This is a genomic window from Paramagnetospirillum caucaseum, assembly GCF_000342045.1.
In the GTDB taxonomy this organism is placed as follows: Bacteria; Pseudomonadota; Alphaproteobacteria; order Rhodospirillales; family Magnetospirillaceae; genus Phaeospirillum; species Phaeospirillum caucaseum.
This window is the reverse complement of the sequence record NZ_AONQ01000003.1, coordinates 146654-158722: the sequence shown is the minus strand read 5'-3', so window position 1 is coordinate 158722 and position 12069 is coordinate 146654. Positions and strand designations below refer to the sequence as shown.

Here is a 12069-nt window from a genome sequence, read left to right as displayed (position 1 = left end):
GCCGCGCATCGACAGCGCGGTGGCCGACGGCTCGCTGGCCGCCAATCCCGTCCTGACCGGGGCCATCGCCGCGGTGAAGGCCAGGGGCGGCGCCATGCACCTGATGGGGCTGCTCAGCCCCCGGCGGCGTCCACTCCCACCAGGACCATCTGGCCGCCCTGGCCCGCACCGTCGCCGATGCCGGCGTTCCCGTGAAGGTCCACGCCTTCCTCGACGGCCGCGACACGCCGCCGTCCAGCGCCAAGGGCTTCATGGAGCGCTTCCTGGCCGAGGTGGAGGGCCACGACGTCGCCATCGCCACGGTGTCGGGCCGCTATTACGCCATGGACCGCGACAAGCGCTGGGACCGCGTCTCGCTGGCCTGGAACGCCATGGTCGAGGCCAAGGGCGTGGCCGCCGCCGATCCGCTGGCGGCCATCGCCGCCTCCTACGCCACGTCCAAGACCGACGAGTTCATGCTGCCCGCCGTGATCGGTCCCTACCGGGGCATGGCCGACGGCGACGGCCTGCTGATGGGCAATTTCCGCGCCGACCGGGCGCGCGAGATTCTCGACTGCCTGGTCAATCCGGCCTTCGACGGCTTCGCCCGTCCCCGCCAGGTGGATTTCGCCGCCCGCCTGGGGCTGACCGAGTATTCCAAGGACCTGAACGCCTTCCTCGCCCCCCTGTTCGGGCAGGAAACGCTGACCAACATCCTGGGCGAGGTTCTGAGCGGCGCCGGCCTCACGCAGTTGCGCATCGCCGAGACCGAGAAGTACGCCCACGTCACCTTCTTCTTCAACGGTGGGCGCGAGACGGTGTTCCCCGGCGAGGAGCGCATCCTGGTCCCCAGCCCCAAGGTCGCCACCTACGACCTGCAGCCGGAAATGAGCGCGGTGGAGGTCACCGACAGGCTGGTGGCGGCCATCGAAAGCGGCGCCTTCGACGTGGTGGTGGTCAACTACGCCAACGGCGACATGGTCGGCCATACCGGCTTCCTCCAGGCGGCCATCGCCGCCGCGCAGACGGTGGATGCCTGCCTGGGCAGGCTGGAAGCCGCCGTGGCCAAGGCCGGCGGCACCATGCTGGTCACCGCCGACCACGGCAATGCCGAGCAGATGAAGGACCCCGAGACCGGCGAGCCCCACACCGCCCACACCACCGGCCCGGTGCCCGCGGTCCTGGTGGCCCCGCCCGCCGCCGTCGCCGGCATCGGCGATGGCCGTCTGGCCGACGTGGCGCCGACCCTGCTGGCCCTGCTGGGCCTGCCCCAGCCGGCCGAGATGAGCGGGCAATCCCTGCTCCGCCAGACCCTCCGTGCGGCGGGTTAAGGGGGCTTTCTTCGCGGCGGCGCTGCTCCTGCGTGGGGGCGGCGCCCGCCTTTTGCCACCTGGGACAAGCCGGTGGATGCCGGCGAACGCCTGCGGGAACTGGAAGGCCAGCTGGAGCGCTCGCGCGCCGAGCACGACGACGTGCGGCGCAAGGCCGAGGAACTGTCCGCAGAGACGGCGCGCCTGCGCGGCGACATGGTCAAGGCCGCCCGCGCCGCCCAGGAGAGCGAGGACCTGCTCTCCGAGCTGGAAACCCAGCTGGAGGAATTGGGCAAGCGCGAAATCAGCCGCTCCGACGCCCTGGAGCGCCGCTCGCGCCAGATGGTCGGCGTTCTCACCGCCCTGCAGCGGCTGGCATGGCGTCCCACCGAGGCGCTGATCGCCCAGCCGCAAAGCCCGGCCGACACGGTGCGCTCCGCCATCCTGCTGCGCGCCGCCGTGCCGCAGATCGAGCAATCGGCCCGCGAACTCAAGGTGGAGATCGACGGCGTCGCCAAGCTGCGCACCGAGATCGGCGACCAGCGCCGGCTGATCGCCACCACCACCACCACCCTGGAGCGCGAGCACGTCCGCATCAAGGACATGTTCGAGCGCAAGTTCCAGGTGCAGAACGCCACCGAGCAGGAGCGCCGCGCCCTGGAGGCCCGGCTGCAGGATCTGGGCGGCCAGGCCGAGGATCTGCGCGACCTGCTCAGCCGCCTGGACCAGGAACGCGAACGCCGTCTGGCCGAGGCCGCCGGCAAGGCGGCGGTGGAAAAGGTCGCCCGCGAGGCCGAGGCCACGGCGCGGCGCATCGCCCGCGAGGCGGAACTGGCGGCGCAAAAGGCGGCCCGCGACGCCGAACTGGCGGCGCAGAAGGCTGCGAGCCAAGCCGCCGCCGAGGCAAGGACCCGCGAGGAGGAGGCCGGCAAGGCTGCCCAGCAGGCCGCCTCCCAGGCCCGGGCCCGCGAGGAGGCCGCCGCCCGCGCCGCTCAGGAAGTGGAGATGAGGGCCCAGGCCGAGGCCAAGGAAAAGCAGCTGGCCGCCGAGAAAGCCGCCCATCAGGCCGAGCAGGCCTCGCGCGAGGCCGCCGCCACCCGCCCGGTGAAGAACGACACGCCGTTCAGCCAGGCCCGCGGGCGGCTGCCCTATCCCGCCCGCGGCCGGGTGGTCGAGACCTACGGCCAGCCCAACGACGTCGGCCACGTCGCCAAGGGCATCACCATCGCCACCCGCAAGGCCGCCCAGGTGATCGCCCCTTACGACGGGCATGTGGCTTTTGCTGGCCCGTTCAGGGGTTACGGCCTTCTCTTGATCATCGAACACAGCGAGGGCTATCATACGCTTCTGGCGGGAATGGCGCAGATCGATTGCGCGGTCGGCCAGAAGCTGTTGACGGGCGAACCCGTCGGCGTCATGGGGCAGGACGACAGCAAGCCCAACCTTTACGTGGAGCTGCGCCGCAATGGCCAGCCGGTCAACCCGTTGCCTTGGCTCATGGCACAAAAAAGTAAGGCCAGTGGATGATTCGCAAGATCCTGATCGCGGCGGGCAGCGTCGCCCTGCTGTCGACGACCGCCCTCACCCCCGTTTCCGCCGCCGAGCGCAAGGAAACCTACAAGCTTCTCGACCTGTTCGGCGAGGTGCTGGAAAAGGTCCGCAGCGAGTACGTGGAACCCGTCAATGACGAGGAACTGATCGAGGCGGCGCTGAACGGCATGCTGACCTCGCTGGACCCCCACTCGGCCTACCTCAACCCCAAGAACTCCAAGGACATGGACATCCAGACCCGTGGCGAGTTCGGCGGGCTGGGCCTGGAAGTGACCATGGAGAACGGCTGGGTCAAGGTGGTGTCGCCCATCGACGACACCCCGGCCTACCGCGCCGGCATGCAGCCGGGCGACTTCGTCACCCACCTGGACGGCGAGCCGGTCCAGGGCCTGTCGCTGTCCGAGGCGGTGGACCGCATGCGCGGCACCGTCAACACCGACATCAAGCTGACCGTGCGCCGCGCCGGCGTGGAGCAGCCCTTCGACATCAAGCTGACGCGGGCCGTCATCAAGGTGCAGACGGTCAAGGGCCAGTTGCACGGCGATATCGGCTACATCCGCATTTCGCAGTTCAGCGCCACCACCCACGCCGATCTGGTGCGGATCATGGGCCAGCTGAAGAAGGACATCGGCAAGACGCCGACCGGCTTCGTCATCGACCTGCGCAACAATCCCGGCGGCCTGCTGGATCAGGCGGTGGCGGTGTCCGACGACTTCCTCGACAAGGGCGAGATCGTCTCCACCCGGTCCCGCCGCCCCGAGGACACCCAGCGCTTCAACGCCCGGCCCGGCGACATCGCCGACAGCCTGCCGCTGGTGGTGCTGATCAACGACGGTTCGGCCTCGGCCTCGGAGATCGTCGCCGGCGCCCTGCAGGACCACAAGCGCGCCGTGCTGCTGGGCACCCGCTCGTTCGGCAAGGGCTCGGTCCAGACCCTGATGCCGCTGCATGGCCACGGCTCGCTGCGCCTGACCACGGCGCGCTACTACACGCCGTCGGGCCGTTCCATCCAGGCGGTGGGCATCGAGCCCGACATCAAGGCGCAGCAATCCAAGGTGGAGCCCATCGCCGGCGCCGCCGTGGAACGCCGCTCGGAAGCGTCCTTGCGCAAAGCCCTGCCCAACCCCAACGGCGACAAGGACAAGACCCCCGCCAAGCCGGCGGAACAGCCCAAGGCGCCCGAGACCAAGGCGCCCGCCCCGGATCACAAGGGCGAGGGCGGCAAGGCCGAGGCGCCGGCCCCCATCAAGCTGGGCGATCCGGCCCAGGACTACCAGTTGGCCCGGGCTCTCGACCTGCTGCGCGGCCTGTCGCTCTATCGTCCGGCCCAGCGGTAAGCGGGGCTCGGACACCAGGCCATGGCATCGGATCGGCACGACGATCTCGAAGAACTGGACGAGGATCCGGTCCCCGAGATCGTCGTCGAGGAGATCAAGCCCGAACGCAAGCCCATCAACTTCAAGCCGATCCTGATCGGCCTGCTGGTGCTGGTGCTTGGCGGCGGCCTGGGCGGCGTGGCCTATCTGTTCACCGCCTTCGAGACCCGCGACCTGATCGGCCTGATGGACGTGGGCGAGAATCCGCCCACCCTGTCCTTCGAACTGCCCGGACGCGGCGAGCCACCCAAGCCCGGTTCCGGCGCCGGCCTGCTGACCCCGCCGGTGGCGCCGGGGGCGGCCCCGCCCTCCGGCGAGATGCTGAAGGCGGTGCCCGACGACACACCGTCCCCCGATTCCCTGCCGCCGGCCATCGCCCCCGACAAGCCGGCCCTTCCCCCCGCCGAGGCCGCCCCCGGCGCCAAGCCCGCCGCCACGGCCACGGTCCCGCCCGAGGGCGGCTATGTGGCCGAGCCGGAATCGCCGGTCTCCAAGGCCTTCGCCCCCAAGCCGCCGCCGGCCGTGGATTCGTCGGGCATTCCCACCCAACCCAATCCGCGCAGCGCCGAGAAGCCGCCCAGTTACGAGGGCCTGCCGGCGTTCAAGGGCGAGGTCAAGGCGCTGCCCGCCGCCCCGGTCAAGGAGATGCTGAAGAAGACGGCCATCGGCGACCTGCCGGTACCGTCGCCCGACGGCAAGCAGCCCTGGCAGGTCTACGCCCGCCCGTGGTCCGGCCCCGCCGACCGCGGCAAGGTGGCGGTGGTGGTGATGGACATGGGGCTGGACAAGGTCGCCACCGAGGCCGCCATCGCCAAGCTGCCGCCCGAGGTGACCCTGGCCTTCAGCCCCTATGCCCAGGGCCTGGACAAGTGGGTGAAGAAGGCCCGCGACTTCGGCCACGAGGTGATGATGGTGCTGCCCGCCGATTCGGGCGGTTCCCAGCCGCGCGACCCCGGCCCGCTGGGCATGACCGACACCATGCCGCCGGAAAGCAACCTCGCCCGCCTGGAAGGGGTGATGAGCCGCGGTGCCGGCTATACCGGGGTGATCTCGCTGGGCGACCGCTTCGCCGCCTCGGAGCAGATGGTCCAAACGCTGGGCAAGCTGCGCGAGCACGGCCTGCTCTACGTGGGACCGGGCGCCGCGCCGGCCGACCGTACCCCCGCCTTGTCCCCGGTCACCGCCGTGGCCGATGCCGACCTGTTCCGCGAGGCCATCGAGATGCGCCTCAACCAGGCATCCATCGCGGCGCGCACCAAGGGCAAGGCCCTGGTGGTGATCCATCCCCGGCCGCTGTCCTATGACCGCCTGCTGCCCTGGCTCAACGATTTCGACGGCCAGAAGCTGGTGATCGTGCCGGTCTCCACCCTGGTCCAGCCCCCACCCGCCCCCGGAAAATCATGAGCAAGAAGCACAAGCCCACCCTGCCCTACGACCAGCGCCCCTACCGTCCCGGCATCGGGCTGGTGCTGCTCAACGCGCAAGGGCTGGCCTTCGTCGCCCAGCGCATCGACACCCCCGGCAATTCCTGGCAATTCCCCCAGGGCGGCATCGACGAGGGCGAGGACCCGCGCGCCACCGCATTGCGCGAGATGGAAGAAGAAATCGGCACCAATAAGGCCGAGATCATCGCCGAAAGCGCCGCGTGGATTTCCTACGACCTGCCGCCCGAAATCGCCGACAGGAGCTGGAAGGGGCGCTATCGCGGCCAGACCCAGAAGTGGTTCTGCGCCCGCTTCACCGGCGCCGATTCAGACATCGACCTGGACACCGAGCACCCGGAGTTCTGCCGCTGGCAATGGATGGCGCTGGACGAAGTGCCGGCGCTGATCATCCCGTTCAAGCGGGCGCTCTACGACACGGTGGTCGCCGAGTTCCTGCCCCTGGCGCGGACGATCGCCCTCAGATAACCATCTTCAGCTTCTGCCCCGGCTTGATGCCCTCGCCGGCCTCGAGGCCGTTGAGCACCCGGAAGCGCTCCACCTTGTGGTCGTCGTAGGGCAACTGCTCGGCCAGCTTTTCCACCGTGTCGCCGGCCTTGGCGGTGATGATCTTCAGCTTCAGGGGCTTCATGGCGGACTTCTCCGCCTCGGACAGCTTGCGCAACGACAGGCCCGCCGTCTTGAATTCCTGGGCATGGGCATTGGTCAAGTTGGGCGGCGAGAGGAACAGGAAGCGGTAGGTGGCCTTGCCGTTCTTCACCGCCAGCAGGCGGGCGTCCATGGTGCCCTTGTTGGTGTTGAGCTTGGTCATCCCGGTGGCGGCGGGCATGCCGTGGATCTCCAGGGCCTCGATGGCGGTCAGCCGGGCGCCCTTGGCCCATTGGGTCTGCAGGTAGTTGGTCATGTCGCCGTGGGCCTCGGCCCCCATGTCGAAACGGATCAGCGAGCCGTCCTTGTGGACCGCCGTCACCGCCGTGGCGCCGTTGACCAGCCGGAAGCCGGCCGGCACCTCGTAGCGGATGCCGAGCCCGGCATGGGAGAACACCCGGCCACGCACAACGCCCTCGTCGGGATCGTCGCCCACCAGCAGGCCGTCCAACTGGGCCAGATACGGTTCGCGCCCCACCGCCCCCTTGCGGTCGGCGGTCTGGACGGCGGCGGCGGCGTCCTTGACCCGGTCGATGGTGCGGGGGTGGCTGGCGAACAGCGAGGTTTCGTCCACCGCGTCGGGAGAGCGCCCGGCCAGCACCGCCTCGAGCCGCGCGTGGTCGCGCAGCTTGGCCAGGAAGCTGGCCATGTTCTCCGGATTCCAGCCGCTGACCGCCATGTAGCGGATGCCCAGCTGGTCGGCCTCGCTCTCCTGGTCGCGGGAATAGCCCTGGAGATAGGCCGCCGCGCCCAGCTGGGCGATGTCGCCCGCCCCCGACACGCCGGTCAGCACGCCGACCACCACGCCCAGCACGCCGGTCGCCACGTTGGCGGCCATGGCCTGGCTGTAGCGCAACGCGGTATGCCGCCCGGTGACGTGGCCGATCTCGTGGCCCACCACTCCGGCCAGCTCCGCCTCGTCCTCGGCCAGGACCATCAGGCCGCGCGACACGTAGACATAGCCGCCGGGCAGGGCGAAGGCGTTGACCACGTCGCTGTTCAGCACCGTGAAGCGGAAGGGGGCGCCGGGCGTCTCGGTGTTGCCGGCCAGCCGCTTGCCGATCCCGGCCACATAGGCCTGGACCTTGGGGTCGTCATAGGCGCCGCCGAACTGCTTCAGAATGTCGGGATGGGCCTCGGCGCCCATCTTCTGCTCGTCCTCGGACGACAGGACGTTGAAGTTGCTGCGCCCGGTGCCGGGCGTCACCTGGCACGAGGTGAGCAGGGTCGAGGCCAGCAGGGCGGCGAACAGGGCGGAGGTGCGGCGCATGTTTCCCTCGGGCGAAAAGCCGTGACCGGGAAATGATACGACGTTCGCAGGCGGGGGCAAGTGCCGCCTGATGCCGGTCGGCATTTGCAATAGCCCGTCACCCCGACGCCCTTGGGCGGAGGGATCTCCGCCTGGAACGCCGATGCCATATCCAGAATGAGATCCCTCGCTGACGCTCGGGATGACATGATCTGTCGCGGATCAAATACCGGACGGATCCTCTACACCATCTTCTTGCCGTAGCCCCTTGGCGTGTAGGTCCAGGCGTGCTGGCCGGCGGTGAAGGTGCGGGTCTCGCTGGAGCCCACCACCACCATGGTCAGCATGTCCACCTTGTCGGCGTCGAGATCGGCCAGGCGGATCACCTCCACCGTCTCGCCGGACCGGCCCAGCTGGCGGGCCAGGATCACCGGGGTGTCGGGGCCACGGCCGGTCAGCAGGATGTCGCGGGCCCGGGGCAACTGGTCGCGGCGGCGCTGCGAGACGGGATTGTAGAAGCACACCACGAAATCGGCCATGGCGGCGGCCTTCAGCCGCGTCTCGATGCTGTCCCAGGGCGTCAGCAGGTCCGACAGCGAGATGGTGCAGAAATCGTGGTTGACCGGGGCGCCGGCCCGGGCGGCGGCGGCCTGCAGCGCCGAGATGCCCGGCACCACGACGATTTCGACCCGGTTCCAGTCGGCGCGCGCCCTGCGGTCGAGCAGTTCGAACACCAGGGTGGCCAGGGCGTAGATGCCGGGGTCGCCGGAACAGACCAGGCTGACCGTACGGCCTTCGGCGGCGAGGTCCAGCGCCCGGGCGGCGCGGGCCTCCTCGGCGCCGAGCGCGCTTTCATGGCGTTCCTTGCCCTGCGTCGCATGGCCCAGCAGGTCGAGATAAAGGCCGTAGCCCACCAGATCGGAACTGGCCTCCACCGCCGCCGAGGCCTCGGGCGAACGCCAGTGGAGGGTGCCGGGGCCGATGCCCACCACGAACAGCTTGCCGCGCGCCCGTCCGACGCCGTCGCCCGCGATGGCGCGGGGCGCCCGCGCCACCGCCATGGTGGTGCGCGCCCCCTTGACCTTGGCCACCACCAGGGCGCCGTCCGCTCCCGCCGCCGCCAGGGCGGCGCCCTCCGCCACGCCGTGGCAGCCGGTCTCGGCGAACACCACTTCGGACGGATTGGCGAGGCGCGACGCCTCGGCCTCCAGCTCGGCCGGGGTGAAGAAGCGGGCCGGCACGCCCAGTTCGGCGGCCAGGGCGTGCACCGCCCCCTCGTCGGCCTTGAGGTCGATGCTGGCGACGCAGGCGATGGATTGGGGCGACAACGCCTCCTGCTCCAGCACGCCCTTGACCAGGGCGATCAGTTCCCCGGCCGGAGCATTGCGCTCGCAGCCCACTCCCAGGGCCAGGGTGGGGGGATGCAGCACCAGTTCGTGATCGTCGAATTCGACCGACCGGTCGGTAATGCGGATGGAATACTCGGCGCCGTCGGCGAAGGGCAGGCCGTCCAGCCAGCCGGCATCGCCGGCCTCCACCTCCAGCGCCACGCTCTCCTCGGCCAGCAGGGCGGCGGTCACCGACTTGGCGGCGGCGGGATTGGCGACGCGCCAGCCGGGCGGCGGATCGTCCAGCGCCACGCCAAGCGCCAGTTCCCCGGCGGTGGTCAGCGCCGGGTGGATGTCCAGGTGGCGGGCGATGCGCCGCGCCAGGGTGTTGGCGCCGTGATGGCCGCCCAGCAGCGGCACCACCGAGGAACCGTCCACCGCCACGGCAAGGACCGGCGGCTCGGCCTGCTTGTCGCCCAGCACCGGCCCCAGGGCGCGGATCAGGATGCCGGCGGCGCAGATGCCGACGATGGGGGTGCGGGCGGCGAACAGGGCGCGCAGATGGGCCACGGTGTCCAGGAAGCCCACCTCGGCCTCCACCCGGCCGCTCAGGCCGTGCAGAACGGCGCCGGGCAGCGCCGCCTGGAGGGCGCGGGCGGTTTCCAGTCCGGCGGGGGTCACCACCACCAGGGCAATGTTCAAAGCCATGCGTTTCCTCTGCGGTGCACCAGGATCAGGGAGAAATAGGGAAGCTCGGCGACGTCGGCCGGATGGTGGACCTTGCGGCCCGGCAGGCCAACCCGTTCGACGATGCGGGCGTCTTCCCACAGGCCGAGGCGTTGCAGCACGCCTTTGACCTTGGGCAGGTGGCGGCCGACCTTCATGATCACCGCGGCGTCCGAAGCGGCCAGCGCCGCCTCGATCTCGGCGTCCGAACGGGTGGCGGGAATGATCGCCACCCCGTCGTCCCAGGCGCAGAGCGGCGCCCGCAGATCGGCGCTGGCGGCCATGATCGACGACACGCCCGGCACCACCTCGACGGCGAAGCGGGGCGACAGGCGGGCGAACAGGTAGATGAACGAGCCGAAGAAGAAGGGATCGCCCTCGCACAGCACGGCCACGTCGCGCCCCGCCTCCAGATGGGCGGCGATCTCTTCCGCCGCCCGGTCATAGGCCGCCTCGGTGCCGGCCCGGTCCACGGTGAAGCCCATGCGGATGGCGATCTCGACCTTGCCCGCCGGGATGTGCGGGGCGGCGATGGTCCGGGCCAACCCGTCGCCCTCCAGCGGCGCCGGCCAGGCCAGCACCGGCGCCTCCTTGATCAGGCGCACCGCCTTCAGGGTCAGAAGCTCGGAATCGCCGGGGCCGATGCCGATGCCGTAAAGGGTGGCACTCATTTCTTCCACCCCACGTAACGGGTGACGGTCATGGCCGGATGCCAGGCGTGGAAACCTCCGACCCGGTCGAGATGGGCCACCGCGAGACGGGTCATCTCGCCGCCGTGCAGGCCGAACAGGGCGACCAGCGCCGCCTCGCCCTCCATGGTCACCGCGTTGGCCACCAGCCGCCCGCCCCGGCCCAGCGCCGACCAGCAGATATCCAGCAGCCCGGCCTCGGACACCCCGCCGCCGACGAAGATGGCGTCGGGAGGCTCGCGGTCGAGCGGCAGGGCGTCGGGGGCGCGGCCGGCGACGATCTCGAGCCCCGGCACGCCGAGGCGCGCCGCGTTGCGGGCAATGCGCTCCAGGCGGTCGGGCTTGCCCTCGATGGCCAGGGCACGCCCGCCGGCCCGCATCCATTCGATGGCGATGGAGCCGCTTCCCGCCCCCACGTCCCACAGCACCTGACCGGGCAGCGGCGCCAGGGCGGCCAGGGTGGCGGCGCGGATGTCGCGCTTGGTCAGCTGGCCGTCATGCTCGAAGGCCTCGTCGGGCAGGCCGGGCGCCAGGGACAGCGGGCGGACGCCCTTGTCGAAGACGCATTCCACCGCCACTACGCAGAGGTCCGAGGCGCAAGCATCGGCATCGGTGATCCGCTCGCCCGTCCCGCCCAGGTTTTCCAGCACCAATACCCGGCTGGCGCCGGCGCCGTGGGCGCGCAGCAGCGCCGTCACCGCCGCCGGGCTGGCGCGGTCCCCGGCCAGGACCAGCAGGCGGCGTCCGGGGGCCAGATGCAGGGCCAGGGACTCCACCGGCCGGCCGTGGATGGTCAGGAACAGGCAATCCTGCATGGCCCAGCCCATCCGGGCGGCGGCCAGGGAAAAGGCGCCGGGATGGGGCACGACAGAAACCGCCGCGGCCCCGAACCAGCCGATCAGGGTGGCGGCGGCACCGAACCACAGGGGCTCGCCGCTGGCCAGCACCACCACGCGCCGCTCGGCGCGGGATTCGAGCAGAGCGCGGGATTCGGCGAAGGGCGAGGCCCATTCCAGCCGTTCGGCCGCACCGGCCGGGACCATGGCGAGATGGCGGGCGCCCCCCACCAGCACCTCGGCGCCATCGACCAGAATCCGGGCGGCGGGCGACAATCCGTCGAGACCGTCCTCGCCGATGCCCACCACAGTGATCACGACAGCCCTCCCGCCAGGGCGTTGACCGCCGCCGCCGCCATGGCGCTGCCGCCGCGGCGGCCCCGTAGCGCCACATGGGGCAGGTCCGAGGCGATCAGGGCGTCCTTGCTTTCCACCGCGCCGACGAAGCCCACGGCGAAGCCGAGGATCAGGGCCGGACGCGGCGCCCCCGCGTTGATCAGTTCCAGCAGGCGGAACAGGGCGGTCGGTGCATTGCCCACCGCCACGACCGAGCCATCGAGGCGGGGCAGCCATTTCTCCACCGCCAGGGCCGAGCGGGTGGTGGAGGCACCCTTGGCATCGGCCTGAGTGACCTCGTTCAGGGTGCAGATCACCGGATTGGCGGCGGGCAGATTGCGGCGGATGATGCCATGGGCCACCATCTCGGCGTCCACCAGGATGGGCGCCCCCCGCCGCAGGGCTTGCGCCCCGGCCAGTCCCGCCCCCTCGCTCCACGCCAGATCGGCCGCGATCTCGGTCATGCCGCAGGCATGCACCACGCGCACCGCCAGATCGGCCAGATCGGCGGGCATGCGCGCCAGATCGGCCTCGGCCCGGATGGTGGCGAAGCTTTGGCGGTAGATCTCGGCGGGATCGCTGATCCAGGCGTTCACCGC

9 protein-coding genes and 1 pseudogene are annotated in these 12069 nt (G+C 70.8%); 5 read left to right on the top strand and 5 right to left on the bottom strand.

The genetic code is table 11. The annotated features are described in order from the left end of the window. The 5 genes and pseudogenes from gpmI to H261_RS02345 all read left to right on the top strand — a co-directional run. Positions 1 to 1310: pseudogene (gene gpmI, locus H261_RS02365) on the top strand (2,3-bisphosphoglycerate-independent phosphoglycerate mutase); the annotation flags it as partial. Positions 1311 to 1382: 72 nt separating this feature from the next. Beyond that, on the top strand, positions 1383 to 2816 hold the full coding sequence (locus tag H261_RS02360) for a murein hydrolase activator EnvC family protein (protein ID WP_008613919.1): 1434 nt from the start codon (positions 1383 to 1385) through the stop codon (positions 2814 to 2816). Then, entirely contained in the window at positions 2813 to 4177 is a 1365-nt protein-coding gene (locus tag H261_RS02355) for a S41 family peptidase (RefSeq protein WP_008613917.1), read from the top strand. The genes H261_RS02360 and H261_RS02355 overlap by 4 nt, the downstream gene beginning before the upstream one ends. 21 nt (positions 4178 to 4198) lie before the next feature. Next, positions 4199 to 5620 (top strand): divergent polysaccharide deacetylase family protein, encoded by a 1422-nt coding sequence (locus H261_RS02350; protein ID WP_008613915.1) that lies wholly within the window; start codon positions 4199 to 4201, stop codon positions 5618 to 5620. After that, a complete protein-coding gene (locus tag H261_RS02345) occupies positions 5617 to 6126 on the top strand; it encodes an RNA pyrophosphohydrolase (RefSeq protein WP_008613914.1) in 510 nt (169 codons plus the stop codon). The genes H261_RS02350 and H261_RS02345 overlap by 4 nt, the downstream gene beginning before the upstream one ends. On the opposite strand, the gene H261_RS02340 is transcribed toward H261_RS02345, so the two are convergent. From H261_RS02340 to H261_RS02320, 5 genes are all read right to left on the bottom strand, one after another. After that, positions 6119 to 7576: a M48 family metalloprotease gene (locus H261_RS02340; RefSeq protein WP_008613903.1), complete on the bottom strand. Its 1458-nt coding sequence runs from the start codon at positions 7574 to 7576 to the stop codon at positions 6119 to 6121. The two genes, H261_RS02345 and H261_RS02340, sit on opposite strands and share 8 nt — an antisense overlap. Before the next feature lie 221 nt (positions 7577 to 7797). After that, complete coding sequence (gene cobJ / locus H261_RS02335; RefSeq protein ID WP_040475596.1) at positions 7798 to 9591, bottom strand: precorrin-3B C(17)-methyltransferase; 1794 nt, start codon at positions 9589 to 9591, stop codon at positions 7798 to 7800. After that, positions 9582 to 10280 carry a precorrin-2 C(20)-methyltransferase gene (cobI, locus tag H261_RS02330; RefSeq protein WP_008613889.1) on the bottom strand — a complete coding sequence of 233 codons (699 nt, stop codon included), beginning with the start codon at positions 10278 to 10280 and terminating at the stop codon, positions 9582 to 9584. The genes cobJ and cobI overlap by 10 nt, the downstream gene beginning before the upstream one ends. Continuing rightward, positions 10277 to 11452: a bifunctional cobalt-precorrin-7 (C(5))-methyltransferase/cobalt-precorrin-6B (C(15))-methyltransferase gene (locus H261_RS02325; protein ID WP_008613882.1), complete on the bottom strand. Its 1176-nt coding sequence runs from the start codon at positions 11450 to 11452 to the stop codon at positions 10277 to 10279. The genes cobI and H261_RS02325 overlap by 4 nt, the downstream gene beginning before the upstream one ends. After that, entirely contained in the window at positions 11449 to 12066 is a 618-nt protein-coding gene (locus tag H261_RS02320; protein WP_008613880.1) for a precorrin-8X methylmutase, read from the bottom strand. Before H261_RS02320 ends, H261_RS02325 begins: the two co-directional genes overlap by 4 nt. Between the last annotated feature and the right edge of the window lie 3 nt (positions 12067 to 12069).

Bases quoted from the DNA above. Each gene is read 5' to 3' on its own strand.
- H261_RS02355 (WP_008613917.1), top strand. From the start codon at position 2,813: ATGATTCGCAAGATCCTGATCGCGGCGGGCAGCGTCGCCCTGCTGTCG.
- H261_RS02350 (WP_008613915.1), top strand. From the start codon at position 4,199: ATGGCATCGGATCGGCACGACGATCTCGAAGAACTGGACGAGGATCCG.
- H261_RS02345 (WP_008613914.1), top strand. From the start codon at position 5,617: ATGAGCAAGAAGCACAAGCCCACCCTGCCCTACGACCAGCGCCCCTAC.
- H261_RS02340 (WP_008613903.1), bottom strand. From the start codon at position 7,576: ATGCGCCGCACCTCCGCCCTGTTCGCCGCCCTGCTGGCCTCGACCCTG.
- cobJ (WP_040475596.1), bottom strand. From the start codon at position 9,591: ATGGCTTTGAACATTGCCCTGGTGGTGGTGACCCCCGCCGGACTGGAA.
- cobI (WP_008613889.1), bottom strand. From the start codon at position 10,280: ATGAGTGCCACCCTTTACGGCATCGGCATCGGCCCCGGCGATTCCGAG.